Annotated in this window: 13 protein-coding genes and 1 tRNA gene; 13 read left to right on the top strand and 1 reads right to left on the bottom strand. The window is 55.9% G+C overall.

Going from position 1 to position 16,342, the window contains the following annotated elements:
* The first annotated feature begins 459 nt into the window (after window positions 1-459).
* The 12 genes from ACXJJY_RS01490 to ACXJJY_RS01435 all read left to right on the top strand — a co-directional run bounded on the left by ACXJJY_RS01490 (window position 460) and on the right by ACXJJY_RS01435 (window position 15,654).
* Complete coding sequence (locus ACXJJY_RS01490; RefSeq protein WP_456384937.1) at window positions 460-1,944, top strand: tetratricopeptide repeat protein; 1,485 nt, start codon at window positions 460-462, stop codon at window positions 1,942-1,944.
* Window positions 1,945-1,966: 22 nt separating this feature from the next.
* On the top strand, window positions 1,967-3,601 hold the full coding sequence (locus ACXJJY_RS01485; protein ID WP_456384936.1) for a CRISPR-associated primase-polymerase type A1: 1,635 nt from the start codon (window positions 1,967-1,969) through the stop codon (window positions 3,599-3,601).
* A gap of 12 nt (window positions 3,602-3,613) precedes the next feature.
* Window positions 3,614-4,630 carry a CRISPR-associated endonuclease Cas1 gene (cas1, locus tag ACXJJY_RS01480; protein WP_456384935.1) on the top strand — a complete coding sequence of 339 codons (1,017 nt, stop codon included), beginning with the start codon at window positions 3,614-3,616 and terminating at the stop codon, window positions 4,628-4,630.
* Window positions 4,631-4,639: 9 nt separating this feature from the next.
* Window positions 4,640-4,918, top strand: coding sequence for a CRISPR-associated endonuclease Cas2 (gene cas2 / locus ACXJJY_RS01475; protein ID WP_456384934.1), 279 nt, complete (start codon window positions 4,640-4,642; stop codon window positions 4,916-4,918).
* Between the two features lie 687 nt (window positions 4,919-5,605).
* On the top strand, window positions 5,606-7,060 hold the full coding sequence (locus ACXJJY_RS01470; protein WP_456384933.1) for a sensor histidine kinase: 1,455 nt from the start codon (window positions 5,606-5,608) through the stop codon (window positions 7,058-7,060).
* A complete protein-coding gene (locus ACXJJY_RS01465) occupies window positions 7,057-8,430 on the top strand; it encodes a sigma-54-dependent transcriptional regulator (protein WP_456384932.1) in 1,374 nt (457 codons plus the stop codon). Before ACXJJY_RS01470 ends, ACXJJY_RS01465 begins: the two co-directional genes overlap by 4 nt.
* 515 nt (window positions 8,431-8,945) lie before the next feature.
* Entirely contained in the window at window positions 8,946-9,881 is a 936-nt protein-coding gene (locus ACXJJY_RS01460) for a sulfite exporter TauE/SafE family protein (RefSeq protein ID WP_456384931.1), read from the top strand.
* Between the two features lie 2 nt (window positions 9,882-9,883).
* Window positions 9,884-10,669 carry a TIGR02186 family protein gene (locus tag ACXJJY_RS01455; RefSeq protein ID WP_456384930.1) on the top strand — a complete coding sequence of 262 codons (786 nt, stop codon included), beginning with the start codon at window positions 9,884-9,886 and terminating at the stop codon, window positions 10,667-10,669.
* A gap of 228 nt (window positions 10,670-10,897) precedes the next feature.
* The gene (locus ACXJJY_RS01450) at window positions 10,898-13,510 is read left to right on the top strand and encodes a PEP/pyruvate-binding domain-containing protein (RefSeq protein ID WP_456384929.1); all 2,613 of its coding nucleotides are present in this window, start codon (window positions 10,898-10,900) and stop codon (window positions 13,508-13,510) included.
* Window positions 13,467-13,853, top strand: a complete 387-nt coding sequence (locus tag ACXJJY_RS01445; RefSeq protein WP_456384928.1) for a response regulator — start codon at window positions 13,467-13,469, stop codon at window positions 13,851-13,853. Before ACXJJY_RS01450 ends, ACXJJY_RS01445 begins: the two co-directional genes overlap by 44 nt.
* A gap of 72 nt (window positions 13,854-13,925) precedes the next feature.
* Window positions 13,926-14,720, top strand: coding sequence for a hypothetical protein (locus tag ACXJJY_RS01440; protein WP_456384927.1), 795 nt, complete (start codon window positions 13,926-13,928; stop codon window positions 14,718-14,720).
* A gap of 88 nt (window positions 14,721-14,808) precedes the next feature.
* Complete coding sequence (locus tag ACXJJY_RS01435) at window positions 14,809-15,654, top strand: universal stress protein (protein WP_456384926.1); 846 nt, start codon at window positions 14,809-14,811, stop codon at window positions 15,652-15,654.
* Between the two features lie 223 nt (window positions 15,655-15,877).
* Here the strand turns inward: ACXJJY_RS01435 and ACXJJY_RS01430 are convergent.
* Window positions 15,878-15,964 (bottom strand) — tRNA-Leu (locus ACXJJY_RS01430).
* A gap of 176 nt (window positions 15,965-16,140) precedes the next feature.
* Here ACXJJY_RS01430 and ACXJJY_RS01425 point away from each other — a divergent pair.
* Window positions 16,141-16,342, top strand: a 202-nt coding sequence (locus ACXJJY_RS01425) for a TSUP family transporter (protein ID WP_456384925.1), incomplete at its 3' end; no start/stop codon positions are given.

The following is a 16,342-nucleotide window of genomic DNA, read 5'->3' as shown; positions in this document are numbered from 1 at the left end:
CCCCGACCAGAGGGGATTACGACTTAAAGGGGTTGATTTTGATAAAGAGGTTTTTAAGTTCTCACAAATGCCCCGACCAGAGGGGATTACGACATCCGCTTATCAAGCGTCACAGTGTCCCGACCATCTGTTCTCACAAATGCCCCGACCAGAGGGGATTACGACTTCATATGGATATAGATAGAGGTAAATTTAATGGTTCTCACAAATGCCCCGACCAGAGGGGATTACGACGGTCAAAAATAATGTAAAGACACTCCTCCCCCCTTCTTCGGTTCTCACAAATGCCCCGACCAGAGGGGATTACGACCTCCACCACCCTGCCTGGACGACAACTGCTCCGTGTCTGTTTTCCCCTGAAAAAATTTTTCCAGGTTCGAAAAAAACCGCTCCCTGTCCGTAGAGAAAGGTAAGAGGCAAGAACTCCTACTCTTCCAACTTTTTCAGGGGGGCAAAATTATGACCAGCTCGGTGCTTCAGGCAAAACTGTCCGAATCGGCCAGAATTGTCGGCCAGGTACAAATCCCGGAAAATCGTGCGCAGAATGAACAACTTCTCTCCGGCCAGGCCAGGGAAGATTTTATCATCGACATGGCGGCCAATCCCTGGAGCGGAGACCTGCTCCGGCAGGAACTTTCCAGGATTCTAGCTGAAATAGGTGAACTGGAATCGGAAAACCGGTGGGAAGATATTGTTTCCCTGTTCCACCCCGTACAGGACAAGCTTCCAGAACTTGCGGACAGCGGAATGGTAGATGGCGTGCGCCTGAAAATAGCCTTTGCGCTCGGCAGGGCCGGCCGTCACGATGACGCGGTCCACTGCCTTGAACCGGTGGTAAAAAACGATCCTGAAAATCACCTGGCCCACTACAACCTGGCCTACACCCTGCTGGACCAGCTCTTTACCGCCCGGACAAACCGCCAGGCCATTCCTCCGAAAGAAAAGTCACGGGCCATTGAGAAAGCTCACAAACACTTTCGCCTGGCATGCGAACTCAAGCCGGAATCCGTGACTTTTTTTTACCGGGAAGGCGTGCTGTTTAAGGAAATTGAAAACAAACCCCGCAAGGCCATCCCCCTGTTTGAAAAAGCCATTGCCAACTGGGAACAACTGGACGATGAAACCCGGAAGAACTCTCATCAGCAGCGACCCAAATACATCAAATCCATGTACCACCTGGCCTCGTGCCTTCTTCAGTGCGGCAGGCCGGAGCGCAGCAGGAGCATGATGGAAAAACTCCTGCGCGCGGACAGGGACAGAAACTACATGCACCCTCTTTTCAAGCATTTCGCCATGGGCAAGATTATGCATGCCCTTGGGCGGCCAAAAGAAGCACTGGAGCATCTCGAGGTTGCGGCATACCGGGCCGACCGGGGACAGGCCACAGACTTTGTCCACGAACTGGCGGCCCGCTGCGCCCTGCTCCTTGGCCAGCCGGAACGGGCCGCGAAATATATCGACCGGGTACCTGTCAGCCGCAGGCGTCCCTATGTGCGCTGGACCGAAGCGGATGTGCTGGTAGCCAGGGGAAGAAAGAAAGAAGCCCTGAAGGTTCTGGACTCTGCCGCCGAGAGGGACCGCCGGGGCCGGCACAAGGCCCTTTTGCGGATGGCACGCATACACCTCTCCGGAGGCAATGCAAAAAAAGCTCTCGAGTTGAGTATCCAGGCGGCGGAATTCTGTGCACACACCTATGGCAGCGAGTCACACGAAGCAATGTTCTGGCAGGCGGCGGCCCTGTATCGGCTGGAACGGTTCCCCGAGGCGCAAAAGATGATCTCGGCCCTGGAACAGAGAGGCTTTCAGTATCCGCACTTCCGCAGGCTTGCAGGCCTTGTCCGGCACCAGGCCGGTAAACAGTCGAGCTCTGGGAAATCCCCAAATGGACACCGGCCAGGCGGCAACCGGGGATTTTCCCTGGTGAGCAAGTTCCCGAAGGATTGACACAGAGGGAGGGAGAAAAGACATGCCAACCTCCACCATGGCCCATAATCATTCGGACGCACACAACACATCGAAAGACTACAGACTCCTGCTCACGAGAATTGAACAGGCCCCGCTGGACGCGGCCGGGCTGGAATTTGTCGGCCAGGCTCTCGATTCTGCAAACTTCCTGCACCAGCTCGGGGCCGACGAGCTGGTACGTGTTGCCGCCATCGCCCAGCAGCACGGCCTGGTACAAAAAAGCCTCGAGCTGTACGACCTTTGCAATACTCTGTTTCCCGATCATGTTCGGGCCTGGGAAGATCACCTTGCCACCCTGGCGATGCTCAACGACCGGGAAAGGCTTATCCGGACAAAGGCCCGGGCAAAGCAGGCTCTGCCCGGGGAAGCGGTTGACCGCCTCACCGGCAGTCTCGCATCTGTTCTCCCGCGGGAACCGGAGCCCGACGAGACCGGGAGTATCACGGAGCCGTTTGAAAACCTGCGGCACCAGGAAGAGAACATCGCTCTCTACATGCGGTTGTTCAGGGGCCGCTCCGACGCCTTTGCGCGGCAGTGGGCTGACAGGAATCAGGAACGGCAGGGATACGTACCGGTAAAACGGCCGATGCTCCCAGCGGATATTTTGGATCACCTGTCCGGAAAACGAACCTATGGGCTCTACCTTCTGGATCACGATGCCGAGGTCTACACCGGGGTTGTCGACATGGACCTGGTTAAAAGCCTGCGGGATCGAAACGAATTCAAGAAACAGGCCCGGGAGATCCGCAGGGAAGCGATGTACCTGCACGACAGGATCGAAAACCTGGCCGCCGAAGCCGGATTGTGCTGCATTGCCGAGGTGAGCGGCGGCAAGGGGTACCATTTCTGGTTCCCGGTTGACAGCCCGGTGCCAGCCGGAGCCATGCGCCGGGCACTGCAGCAGGTGATCGGCACCCTGGATCGGGATGTCCGCTCCTTTACCCTGGAAATTTTTCCCAAGCAGGACAGGCTGACAGGCAAGGGGTTTGGAAACCTGGTCAAGCTGCCGCTTGGAATCCACCGCGGCACTGGAAAGCCATCCTGGTTTGTACGGGCGCCGGACCGCACAGAGCAGCGCCAGTTCGAATACCTGCGCTCCCTGAAACCGGCACCGGCTGAAAACATCCTGCGATTGGCCAAAATGCACCGGGAGAAACCGGTCATTGTCCATCCGCGCCATGCCGCCTGGGCAAAAGAATTTCCCGAGCTGGCCCTGCTGGACGCACGGTGTGCCATGCTGGCCAGGATCATGGCGGTTTTACGATCAGACAAGGTTCTCACCCTTCGCGAAGAAAAAATACTGCTCGGCACCCTGGGTCACCTGCCCCGGGGGCGCATATTGCTGCACCATCTCTTTTCCCGCCTGCCGGAATACAACCGGCCCCTGCTGGACTACAAAATTTCACGTGTCCGGGGAACAGTCCTGGGATGCAAGCGTATTCACAGCCTGATGGAGCAGGGAACCGGCTCTCTGCCCTGCGAATTCGACGGCAAAGGCTATGCGCACCCCCTTCGCCACCTGCCCGGTGCGGGCGCAGGGGACGAACCGCGATCCGAACGGATCGAAAACATCAGGGACGCGCTCGACAACCTTAAGGCCGCCATTCGCCAGGTGGAAAGATTCATGGGAAAATAAGGATATGAAGGTATGGATGCCCTTTATGTCATGGAGCCGGGCAGTTATCTGCGCAAAGAAGGAGACTGCCTGAAAATAATCCGCGACGGAACAGTGGTGGACACCATCCCGGCCTCCGGCCTGCAGCAACTGACCCTGGTCGGCCGAACCTCGCTTTCCGGCGCTGTGCTTGATTTCCTGATCCAGAACCGGATCGACACCGTGTTCATGACCCCTGCGGGCCGCTTCCGGGCCAGGCTGCTTCTCGATGAACCGGGCCATGTGGCACTGCGACAGCAGCAGTATGTACGCCTGGCCGACAATCGGTTCAAGCTCGACACGGCCCGGGCCATTGTCCACGGCAAACTGGAAAACCAGACCCGTCTTCTGCTGCGGCGGGCCAGCCGGAAAGGGTCAGAGGAGTTACGCAACACTGCCGTGCAGATAAAAGCCCTGCAACAGAAGCTGAACAGTACAGAGAATGTGGAACAGGTACGCGGGATCGAAGGCTATGGAGCACGTCTCTTCTACAGTGTCTTCGGCCTGCTGCTGCGCGGCGAGTTCCCGTTTACCGGCCGCAACCGCAGGCCTCCACGGGATCCGGTCAACGCCCTGCTCTCGTTTGTGTACACCCTGTTCACCAATGAAGTGCAGAACGGTATCAAGCGAACCGGGCTCGACCCCTACCTGGGCTCCCTGCATGAGGTCGCACCCGGTCGGCCCTCTCTGGCCTGCGACCTGGTGGAAGAATGGAGAATTTTTGGTGAACGTCTGGTGCTCACCCTTATCAACCGGAGGGTCATAAAACCTGAAGATTTTGTCTATAACCGGACCGGCCCGGAAAACGAACATCTGCCGGTCCGGATGAAACCAGGAGTCAGCCGCGCTCTCATCAGCGCCTATTACCGGCAACTGGAACAGGTACAGTACTATCCGCCCACCGGGCAGGATACCAAACTTCGCTGGATCATCCACAGCCAGTGCCGCCGCTTCGCGGAAAGCCTCGCAGAAGAAGGTACTCTCTACAAACCGTTTTTTATCAGTCGCTGAGACCGCGGGATGTTCTATATCATCTGCTATGATATATCCGACAACCGGACCCGATACCGTGTTGTCAAGACGCTGAAAGGTTTTGGCTACCGGGTACAGAAGTCTGTTTTCGAGTGCCCGGACCTGACGGAAAAACAGCTTCTCGATCTCCAGGCAAAGCTTGAAGCATACATTGATCATGGCGCGGACTCCATACGGTATTTCCGGCTTTGCCGTTCCTGCATCAAGGAAATCGAATGGACGGGATTGGGAAGCGGCCCGGCCACGGAATCTTTCCGGGTCGTTTGAGGTCAAAAGAGGCTTTACCCTTGATCATCACGCTGATTTTTTTAGAAATCATGATTGATTTGCCGACTGTTTTTTCACCTGATCAAGGCCTTGCCGTCCAGGATCCATGACGGCCGCATTGCCGGTTTCTTCCACAATAAGGTCTGAAGACATGCTTCAACCAGAGGGGATTACGACAGGATAACTCTTTCCCGCTTCGTGGCACCAAACGATGGTATTCCTGCAAGGGATCTCATCGCCGGAGGGTCATTTGCCCTGTCCCCCACTCTGTGCTATGGTTATTGTCTGCCTGCAGGAGGCAAGGGACACCGACGCTGAATCCATATCCGTGACAACGGGGCCTGCTTTCTTTTTACTTCTAAGGCGGGCTTTGCCCGCAACCCAGGTAGGTTGGTGTTGAGTGTTTTTCATCTCCATTGTTGGGTTTCGCTCAGCTGTGGCCTTTGCTCAATGTTGTGCTTATAAATAACAAAAAAAGCGAAACCCAACATTGAGGACACAATCGCTCAACACCAACCTACCCGGATTGCGGGTTTCCGTAAACGTGAACGCGCTCGTACACGTGTACGTGAACGGGATTGTTGAAGGATGAATATTCAACATTCATCCTTTAATGACAGAAACTGAGATGTAAGGCACTAATTGCACCTGTCAGATCCCCGCCAGAGGGAAACCAGGAGTATTCCGATGAAGCTTCGATGCCTGATCAGCAAGTGCACCATACGGCAACGGCTGATACTGCTCAACTATCTCGCCTTTGCCTTTATCCTCATGCTGATCTCACTCTACTCGTTCCAGATTGTTTCCCTGGAGAACAAGCTGGTCACCATGGAGCAGTTCGACGACCTGCTGCGCGACATCCTGGAACTGCGCCGCTATGAAAAGGATATCCTGCTGGGGGTGGGCAGCGACAACGTGGAAAATGCCTCCATCTACCTGGACAAGATAGAAAAAAACATCGCCGTGCTGGGGCCGAAAATTGCTGAACTGACCGGCCTGGAAAGGTACAAACAGTTCCGGCAGCATTACGTCGACTATGAAAAGATATTCAAACACTGGCCCAAGGAAGAGGAAAAGAGCATGGTGCTGGCCAAAAGCGAAAGCGAAGTCCTGCGCATGCACGGCAAGGCCCTGGCCGACACCGCCTCGGAGCTGGTAGGCATCAAGCGGGAAAACCTGTCCCGGGGATTGCGGGAACTGCTGTTCTGGTACACTTTTGTCCCGGCCGCCCTGGTCCTGGGAAGTGTTTTGACCATGTATTTCCAGACCAGAAACGTACTCAACCGCCTATCCTCTGTCCAGAAGGCCACTTCCGAGCTGAAAAAGGGTAACTTCACCCCCATAAGAGAGGTCCAGGACGAGAAAGACGAAATCTCCGACCTGATCGACGGCTTCAACAGCATGGCCGTGGCCCTGGAGGAAAAACAGGAGGAGCTGCTCCAATCCAAGAAACTGGCCTCCATAGGGACTTTTTCCTCAGGCATTGCCCACGAACTCAACAACCCGCTCAACAACATCTCCCTGTCAACCGACACCCTCCTGGAAGAATACGATGCTTTGAGCCGGGAAGAACAGATGGAGATCCTGGAAGACATCATGGCCCAGACCGAACGGGCCAGCAAAATCGTCAAGAACCTGCTCGACTTCTCCCGCATCCAGCCGCCGGAAATGCAGCCCATCCACCTGGACTATGTACTCCATAAAACCGTAGAGCTCATCGACAACGAGCTGCGCATCCACAACATCGAGCTGATTAAAGACATCGAAGACATGCTGCCCCGTATCAAGGGCGACATCAACAAGCTGCAGCAGGCCTTTCTCAATCTTCTTATCAACGCCGAGCAGGCCATGGACGAGAACGGAACAATCATCCTCAAGGCCAGGCGGGACAACGACCACATGATCAGGGTGGATGTGATGGACACCGGCCCCGGTATTCCTCCGGAGGCCATAGACCAGATATTCGATCCCTTTTTCACCACCAAGGAAGCCGGCAAGGGCACCGGGCTGGGCCTGGCCATCGTCTATGGCATTGTCAAGCGCCACGGCGGTTATATCGAGGTGTCCAGCAGGCAGGGCAAGGGAACCACTTTTTCCGTTTTCCTGCCTGTTTACAGGGAAAATCAGGATAAAGAGGCATGATTCGTATCGCAGTCATAGATGACGAGGCCACGGCCCGGCGCATGATCAAACGGTTTCTCGAACAGGCCGGTTTCGAGGTGGAGGTGTTCAACGCCGGAGAACCCTTTCTCGTCCGGATGCAGGAGAATGCCTTTGATATTGTTTTTATCGACATGCAGCTCCCCGGAATCAGCGGCATGGATGTGCTGCACCAGCTGCGTCTCACCAGCCCGGAAACCCAGGCCATCATCGTCACCGGCCACGGAAGCATCGAAAATGCGGTGGAGGCCACCAAGGAAGGCGCCTTTTATTACCTGACCAAACCATGCCGCAAGCATGACATCTGCCTGATGGCCGAAAGGGCGGCGGAAAAAGTGCGGCTGCGGCGGGAAAACAGGGCCCTGCGAGGGACGATGGACCAACACTGTCTGATCCCTGGTTTCATAGGCAACTCCAAGTCGATGCGGGCCATCTTCGAGACCATCCGCAAGGTGGCCCAGGTCAACTGCAATGTCCTGCTGGAAGCCGAAACCGGCACAGGCAAGCAGCTCACGGCCCGGGCCATCCATGAACTGGGACCGAGGAAAAAACACCCCTTTGTCTATTTCAACTGCGGCGGGTTCACGGAGGAACTCATCTGCAGCGAACTGTTCGGCCATGAAAAAGGCTCGTTTACCGGCGCGGTATCGACAAAGGTCGGCCTTTTTGAATCGGCCGCCGGCGGCACGGTCCTCCTGGACGAGATCGGCGAAATGTCGATGTCCATGCAGGTCAAACTGCTCCACGTCCTCCAGGAACGCCAGGTCCTGCGGGTAGGAGGAACCAGGCCCGTTGATCTCAATATCCGCATCATTGCCGCCACCAACCGCGACCTGCAGGAGCAGATCCGCGAAGGGATGTTTCGGGAAGATCTCTACTACCGCCTCAACGTAGTTTCCATCCACCTGCCCCGCCTGGTGGAACGACGCGAGGATATCCCCCTGCTGGTACAGCATTTCATCGAAAAATCAAACCGGGCCTTTGAAAAAAAGATCAAAGGCATCACCCCGGAGGCCCTGAACCTGCTGATGCAGTATCATTTTCCCGGCAACATCAGGGAGCTGGAGAATATCATCCAGCATGCGGTGGCCCTGACCGAGTCGGACAAGCTCACGGCCAGAGACCTGCCGCCCCACCTGCTGGAGCTGGCCTGGGACGATATCCTGGTCCAGGAGATGCTCCCCCTGGACGAGATGGAAAAGCGCTATATCAAAAAAGTTCTGACAAAAACCGGTTTCAACATGAAGGTGGCCAGCAAAATACTCAAGATGTCGCGTACCACCCTGTGGCGAAGGATGAAAAAATATGGATTGGCCTCCGACTCCAATACGAACCAGGACGGTTCACATTGAAACACATTTCTGCCTTATTGCCGACAGAAATCAAGTGACACCAAATAGATAGGACAAAAATCTCTACCGCGTTTCAACATGAAACGTGAACAGTTCTGTCGTTCTCCCTTTTTCCCCGCCAGTATCATCAACCCACGCCCACCGCTTGCCAACATCTTGTTTTAGCGTGATTTAAAAAAACGTACATCCTGCTCCAACCTCCACGTTCCAAATGGCACAATGGTTGCTGTTTGGTCTGAGCAGAACCCACCAGCGTTGTGCACGCAGCCCGGAAGGGATTGCAGCCGCATTGTTTGTTGCCGGAGTCCGTGACGCAACCGGTCGTCACGGATTCCGGTGTCATGTTCTTTAGAAAACTCAAGGAGGAAGTAAATGGAAGCGGAAAAAACAGACCATTTCACGTAGGGCGGCTGGCAGCGCATCATGGTTGTCAGCGCGATGACCGCTTCCCTGGCTCCACAGGGGAGGGACATTGCCCTCGTGAAAACAGAAACTTGTTGGAGATACAGTTCGTCATGATACACATGTACTTACCCATTGCGGGCAACAGTGTAAATATTCTGATTATTTTAGGCCTGGGCGGCTTTGTCGGCCTGCTGTCGGGAATCTTTGGTGTCGGCGGCGGGTTCCTGATGACCCCGCTGCTGATGATGTTTGGCATTCCGCCGACAGTGGCGGCCGCCTCGGACTCCAACCAGATCGTCGGGGCCTCAACCTCCGGTACCCTGGCCCACATGCGGCTTGGCAACGTGGATATCCCCATGGGGCTCATGCTCCTGATCGGCGGTATTGCCGGCGGCACCCTGGGAGTCCAGATTATCAAGCTGCTGCGGGCCATGGGTAATGCCGACTTTCTTATAGCCATCACTTATGTCCTGATGCTGGGCAGTGTTGGCGGATACATGTTTTTTGAAAGCCTGCAGGGTTTGCGCCGGGCCAAAAAAGAAACAGCAGCCGGAGGAACACAGGAATCGGCAAAACCGGCTTCCTCGGGCGGTTTTCTGAAAAAACTGCCGTTCCAATACCGGTTCGAAAAATCAGGGGCCGAAATTTCTGTCCTTCTGCCGCTGGGATTCGGCATCATGGTCGGCATACTGGCCGCCATCATGGGCGTTGGCGGTGGTTTCATCATGGTTCCGGTAATGGTCTACCTGCTGCGGATGCCCATGCATGTCGTGGTGGGAACGAGCCTTTTCCAGATTCTCTTTACCTGTGTCAATGTGACCATCATGCAGTCCTACAGCAACCATACGGTGGACTTTGTCCTCGCGGTTCTGCTGCTGCTTGGCTCCACGGTCGGAGCCCAGATCGGTACAGGAATCAGCAAGGTACTCAAAGGCGACCAGCTCAAAATACTGCTTGCCAGCCTGGTGCTGCTTGTCTGCGTGAAGATGATGGCCGGGCTGCTGATGACCCCGTCCATCATGGTTGCCCTGAAAGGAGGTCACTGATCATGGAAATAAAAAACCAGTTCTATATGAAACCGGCTATCCTGGTCTCTGCGCTGGTGTTCCTGCTGGCCTTCGCCACCACCGGGGTGGCAGCGGACCAGGTGCAGATGGAACTCTCGACCAGGGTGATCCGGATACCGGCATTCTACAACGGAACCACCCTTGAGGTTACTGGCACGGTACCGGCCGACGCCGACGTGGTGATCCGGGTCATGGGGCCGCGGGAAGACGTCCATCTCAAGGAGAAAGGCAAAGTTTTCGGCTTCCTGTGGATGAACAAAACCGACGTCACCCTGGGCAATACCCCGGCGGTGTACATGCTCTATGTTCCTGAAAACAGGGGCCGCAAGCTGCTGTCACCAAAGCTTGGCCTGGGATACCAGGCCCTGGAACAGGAGGTGAGCCTGGAGCCGGCCTCGGAGGACAAATCCTTTGTCCTGGGTGAGTATGTGAAACTGATGGAGAAATACGGGGTTTACAACGACCATGCAGGTACGGTCATGTATACCGGCAACGCCGGCCCCGGCCGGTCCTTCTCCGCCACCTTGACCATTCCACCCAAGATGAAACCGGGCCAGTACCAGGTTCAGTGCTATGCGGTGCGTGACGGCAGGGTCAGCGGGCAAACCGGTGACACCCTGACCATCGAGCTCACCGGCATGCCGGCCCTGATTGCCAACATGGCTTACAACCATGCCCTGACGTACGGCATCATCGCGGTCTGCATCGCCATTGCGGCCGGGCTCCTCATGGGCATGCTGTTCAAGGGCAAGGGCGGCGCCCACTGAGCACCTTCGGAGGCGGTTGCCCTGAACAGGCAAATGTCCGCCAGGCAGGAAAAAACTCCCTTCCCGGGGCAACCGCCCGCTTGATGATACAGGACGAACCGACACCGTTGGTGTTGCACAGTTTCCTTTGTGCAGGTACCTGCATGTGCAGACCGCCTCACAGGAGTTTTACAGCGCAAGTTGAAAAAGCTAAAAAGCTACCCCTTTGGATGACAGGACAACCAGGTGATGAGAAAAATTCTTGACTGGATCAGACAAAACCTGCTGCGGAGAGGCCCTGAAAACGCCCGTCTGGCCGCGGGTGGTTCTTTCAGGACCCTGTTTGCAAATTTCCAGGAACTCATCGACCTGAATAACCGGATCCTGCACCATGTTGCCGAGGCCAACGACAAACTCAGCGGTGACTATATCTTTGATTACAACTACATCGAGACAACCTGCACCAGCATATCGTCCATGGTCAGAGACCTGGTTTACCTGATCAACAGGATGACCCATCAAAAGTTTCCCGGCCTTTACGAGGCCTTCGAGCGGATAGAGGGCGACATCCAGGCCATGCTGGAAGGAAAGATCATTGCTCCCAGGCCGGATTTCATACTCCCCTATCCCCTGATTGACCGGGACCTTATGGACGCGGTGGGCGGCAAAAATGCCCATATCGCCGAAACAGGCAATGTGCTTGGCCTCAAGATTCCGCTTGGTTTTGCCATCACGATCACGGCTTACCAGTATTTTCTCGACCACAACAGGCTTCAGCCGCAGATAACGGCAATAACCGACAGCTGGCACAAGGGAGAGATCCCGGTGGATGAGGCTTCCCGGGCTATCCGGAAGCTGATCCTGGCTGCCGTCGTTCCACCCAAACTGGAACAGAGAATGCTCTATGCCGCCAGGCATATCGGTGATATCGCAGGGGTGGATTCACCACGCTTTGCCGTGCGATCCAGCGCCTACGGCGAAGACAGCTCTTCCTCCTTTGCCGGCCAGTACTTAAGCAGGCTCAACGTTACCATAGACGAACTGTCGGCAAGCTACCGGGAAGTGGTGGCCTCGGCCTTCACTGCTCAGGCAATGGAATACAGGAAACAGAAAGATTTCCGGGAAAACGAGATCCTGATGTCCGTGGCCTGCCAGCTGATGATTCCGGCCAGGGCCAGCGGAGTCATTTACAGTATTGATCCGGTCCACCCGGAGAAAGAGACCCTGATCATCAACTCCAGCTGGGGGCTGGGCGAACCGGTGGTCTCAGGCCGGACAGCAACCGACACCTTTATCCTCGACCGACGTCCTCCCCACAGGGAGCGGGAGCTCAACGTGGTCCGCAAGGAACTCAACCTGGTGGCCTGCAGCGAACAGGGGACCAACCTGGAACCGGTTCCCCGATATTATCGGACCCGGCCGTCCCTGAGCGCGGATCAGCGCCGCAGGCTGGCCGAAATCGCCATGCAGCTGGAAAAGTATTTCAAGACACCCCAGGACATCGAATTTGCCGTTGATCACGAGGGCGAAATCGTGATCCTCCAGGCCCGGCCCCTGCGCCTGAAACGACAGAACGCACCGAGGGCCTCGGAACTGGCAGATCTCCCCCAAAAGTACCCGGTCATTTTCAGGGACAGGGGCGTGGCTGCCATGGAAGGAGTTGCCACAGGCCCGGTCCATCTCATCCGCAGCGACTCCGACCTGGACAACTTTCCCGATGGCGCCATTGCCGTGGCAAAACATGCCTCGCCCATGCTGGCGCGTGTCATCCCCAGGGCTGTCGGTTTTATCACCGATGTGGGCGCCACCACCGGTCACCTGGCCACCGTGGCCCGGGAATTCCGCATCCCGGCTCTTTTCAACGCCGACGAGGCCACCAGTCTGTTGCGCGAAGACGAAACAATCACCCTGGATACAGAAGAGCGGGTGGTTTACCGCGGCGCGGTCCGGGAACTGGAACTCTTCACCCTGTACGAAGAACACATCGAAGAGACCTACGAGTACCGCCTGCTGCGGCGGATTCTCAAAAAAATTGAGCCGCTGAACCTCCTGGACCCCAATGCGGAGAACTTCAAACCACAATACTGCCGGACCTATCACGATATCACCCGGTTCATTCACGAAAAGGCGGTCGCAACCCTGATCGACCGCAACTACTACCATTGCCATGATCCGGACACGGTGGCCGGCCGGCTGAAATGGGACTTGCCCCTGGACCTGATCCTGATCGACATCGGCGGTGGAATCTCTGGAACCAGTGGGAACACGGTACTCCCGGAGCAGATTGCCTCGGACCCCATGCAGGCCCTGCTGACAGGAATGTCCTTTCCCGGAGCATGGGACATGGATCCTGCCCCGGTGGATATGGGCAGCTTCATGTCCAGCCTGACCAGGACCTTTTCCGCCGAACTGAGCAATCCGCAGGAAGTGGGCCAGAACCTGGCTGTGGTTTCGGCCGAATACGTCAACCTTTCCCTGCGGCTGGGATACCACTTTACGATAATCGACGCCTATGTGACGGAAAACATAAAAAACAACCATGCCTACTTCCGCTTTTCCGGCGGCGTGACCGATACGGTGCGCCGCAAACGGAGAACCAGGCTGCTCGACAGGATCCTGACCCATTATGACTTTGTGACCCAGCGCCAGGGAGACATGCTGGTGGCACGGTTGAAACGGCTGGACAAGAAAGGAATGATCAGGCGGCTCTATTTGCTGGGATTGCTGGTGGGCTTTACCAGGCAACTCGACGTTCGCATGGTGGATGACCAGAAGATCGATTTCTACTACCGGAAAATCCTATCCATTATGGAGGAAAATGATGGACAACAACAAGACCAATATACTGATTTTAGACGATGAGCCCATTGTCAGCAAACGACTGAAACCATCACTGGAAAGAAAGGGTTACGAAGTTGAAACCTTTACCAGGAGCAGTGATGCCCTGGAGCGGATCCGGGAGAAACAGTTCAATATCGTGGTTACGGATCTCAAGATGGAAGGAATCGACGGCATGGAATTCTTGACTGAGGTCAAGAAAATGTACCCGGACACCGAAGTGATCGTCATTACCGGGTTTGCCACCATGGACACGGCCAAGGAATCCTTTCGTAAAGGCGTGTTCGACTTCCTGGCCAAACCGTTCAAGCTTGGTGAGATTACTGAGGTTATCCAAAAAGCCGAGGCCAGGATCAAAAACAGATAAAGGCACCGGGCCTACTCAGCCGCCGGACGACGGCTTTCTGATACCACATACTGCAACAACAAGGTGAGATTCATGATAAAGACGTTACTGTACGTAGATGAAAATCTATCGTCGAGCATTGCCCTGAGATATGCGGCCTACCTGTACAAACAAATTGATATGGAACTGTATGTTACCCATGTGGAAGAGCCCGACCCCAACGAACAGGCCGGAACCGGCTGGGTTCGCCGCACCTGGGAAAACGGAGTTGCCTCTTCGGGAATGCAGCTTATCGAACGGATGCTCCGAACCGAAAAGATAGACTGTCCCCTGGCCGGACGCCCCAAGGTCTTTGTCGGCGAGAAGGCCAGGGAGATCTCCTATGAACTGCGTTCCGGCAGCTACAACCTCTACATGGAAGGCTACCTGAACACCGCAGACAGCGAGGCCTTTTACCAGTTGATCTCCTCACCGGTGTACACCAAGGCGCCCTGCCCGGTGATGGTGGTGAAAAACCTCTCGCTGAGCACCCGCTGCGCCCTGCTCTGTGACGACAGTGTGGAGCCACAGGTCCTGGTGGAGAAAACCATGGACATTATCGGCGACTCCACGCTCTCGGTGGACCTTGTTTTCTTCAAGTTCAGCGAAAACAGCTCCCTGACGTTTCTGAAAAAGGAAGAAGCCGGCTCCACCCTGCTCCAGGCGGAAAAGCTCCTTGAAGAGGCAGGCAAGGCTCCCGAAAATGTCTCGGTCCTGCGGGGAACACCGGAACAGGCTGGAGACCACCTCAAGGACTATGTCTTTGTCTCCTCCACCCTGCCGACGAGAAAAAGCATGCGCATGGAAGTGCTTGCCAACACCCTGTCCACGGTCATGCTGGTCCGCTGAAAGCCCGTGTGACTCGACGCACCGTCTGTCTGCGAATAATTGCGATTGAATACAGGGGACAACAACAGAGCATGATCAGGAGGAAACCATGAAAATACTGGTAGCGCTGGACACGAAAAAATACAGCAAGAATATACTCAAGGATGTGGCCAGACTGGCCAAAAACACCTGGGCCGATCTCGTCTTTCTCGGCGTACAGGGGAAAAAAACCAAGGAGCCAGACCCGGAACTTGTCGAGACCCTGCTCAGGTACCAGCAGGACGTCTTCAACTACTTCAGCCCGGAAGACCTGCCTTACAAACCCTTTGAAACCAGGAAGCTGGAACCGGTGGGAAAAGGTGCCTGGTCGGTGTCGTCCAGGGGAATAAAAAGTATCGCCATCCGCATCGGCAGCGGCAACATCTCCAGGCAGATTGTTTCGGTGGCCACTGAAACGGCCTGCGACCTGATCGTCATGGGCTGCAGCGGCAAGCTCGGCTGCGAATGGGAAGGTGAGATGAGCGTGCCCCTGCGGGTGGCCGAGGATGCGCCCTGCTCGGTCCTGGTGATCAAGGAGCCGCGCAGCCCCAAACAGATCGTCTCCATCCTGGACCAGAGCAAGATCAGCCAGAATTCCCTGGAGCTGATCAACCAGCTGGTCACCCTGCACGAGGCCGGGCTCAAGATTGTCGGCCTGAAAGACAGCAAGGGCAGCAAGGGGGACGAGGAAAAGAAAATCGTCGAGCTGCTCAAGTACTACAATGACCGGGAGATAAGCGCCTGGATCAAGCTGCTGGACAGCGCGGCCCTGAAAGACTATGTGGCCGCCTCATCCAGAGAAGCCATTGTCGCCCTGTGGATGGGCAGGAAATCACTGATCAAGAAACTCTTTTCCCAGAGCCTGGTGGACAAACTGCTGGAAAACACACAGTCTTCGGTGCTTATCCTCCGCTGATTTCCCGATTTCCCTCCCCGTGGCATGGTGTCATCTCCCTCCCCGAGACCATGCCACACACCTTGCAACCACCCGCCCCGGCCAGCAGAGATTCCTCCCTGGCCGGGATCGGGATCTCGCCGGTCATTCCGGTCGACAGCCATGCCGGGCAAACCAAAAAACCCGCCAACCTTTGCCGGTTGCGGGTTTTGTAAACATCCATGGAACTGGATGGATCAGTAGATGGTGCCGGAGGACGGAGTCGAACCGTCACGGAGTTGCCTCCGCCGGATTTTGAGTCCGGTGCGTCTACCAGTTTCACCACTCCGGCACGTGGTAATGTTTTACTGCACCTGGCTTTTTGCTGTCAAGGAGAATTCAAGGCCGGCAGGACCTCTGCTCTGGCCGGGACAATTGACAACGCCACCTGCTCTGCGATAGAATGGCCGATCTGTGTCCCTCTGGTATTCTGATTCAGGATTCCCTTTACCCACAGGTCCACTTTCCATGACAACCGCCCTTCTTGCAGGTACTGTTTTTCTGGCTGCCGGCTTTGTTCAGGGGCTGACCGGCTTTGGTTCCGCCCTGGTGGCCATTCCCCTTCTCAGCCTGCTGATGGACGTCAAGACCGCTGTGCCGCTCTGCACCTTAAACGGTATGATCATCACCATGTATCTCGGCTGGCGGCTGCGGAATCATCTCCACTGGC

This window comes from Desulfolithobacter sp. (assembly GCF_054025815.1).
This window is presented reverse-complemented; position numbering and strand designations above follow the sequence as displayed.

Excerpts from the sequence above, each read along its gene's own strand:
- ACXJJY_RS01440 (WP_456384927.1), top strand. The coding sequence starts at position 13,926 with ATGATAAAGACGTTACTGTACGTAGATGAAAATCTATCGTCGAGCATT.
- cas1 (WP_456384935.1), top strand. The coding sequence starts at position 3,614 with ATGGATGCCCTTTATGTCATGGAGCCGGGCAGTTATCTGCGCAAAGAA.
- ACXJJY_RS01450 (WP_456384929.1), top strand. The coding sequence starts at position 10,898 with ATGAGAAAAATTCTTGACTGGATCAGACAAAACCTGCTGCGGAGAGGC.
- ACXJJY_RS01455 (WP_456384930.1), top strand. The coding sequence starts at position 9,884 with ATGGAAATAAAAAACCAGTTCTATATGAAACCGGCTATCCTGGTCTCT.
- ACXJJY_RS01485 (WP_456384936.1), top strand. The coding sequence starts at position 1,967 with ATGCCAACCTCCACCATGGCCCATAATCATTCGGACGCACACAACACA.
- ACXJJY_RS01490 (WP_456384937.1), top strand. The coding sequence starts at position 460 with ATGACCAGCTCGGTGCTTCAGGCAAAACTGTCCGAATCGGCCAGAATT.
- ACXJJY_RS01460 (WP_456384931.1), top strand. The coding sequence starts at position 8,946 with ATGATACACATGTACTTACCCATTGCGGGCAACAGTGTAAATATTCTG.
- ACXJJY_RS01435 (WP_456384926.1), top strand. The coding sequence starts at position 14,809 with ATGAAAATACTGGTAGCGCTGGACACGAAAAAATACAGCAAGAATATA.
- ACXJJY_RS01470 (WP_456384933.1), top strand. The coding sequence starts at position 5,606 with ATGAAGCTTCGATGCCTGATCAGCAAGTGCACCATACGGCAACGGCTG.
- ACXJJY_RS01465 (WP_456384932.1), top strand. The coding sequence starts at position 7,057 with ATGATTCGTATCGCAGTCATAGATGACGAGGCCACGGCCCGGCGCATG.
- ACXJJY_RS01445 (WP_456384928.1), top strand. The coding sequence starts at position 13,467 with ATGATGGACAACAACAAGACCAATATACTGATTTTAGACGATGAGCCC.
- cas2 (WP_456384934.1), top strand. The coding sequence starts at position 4,640 with ATGTTCTATATCATCTGCTATGATATATCCGACAACCGGACCCGATAC.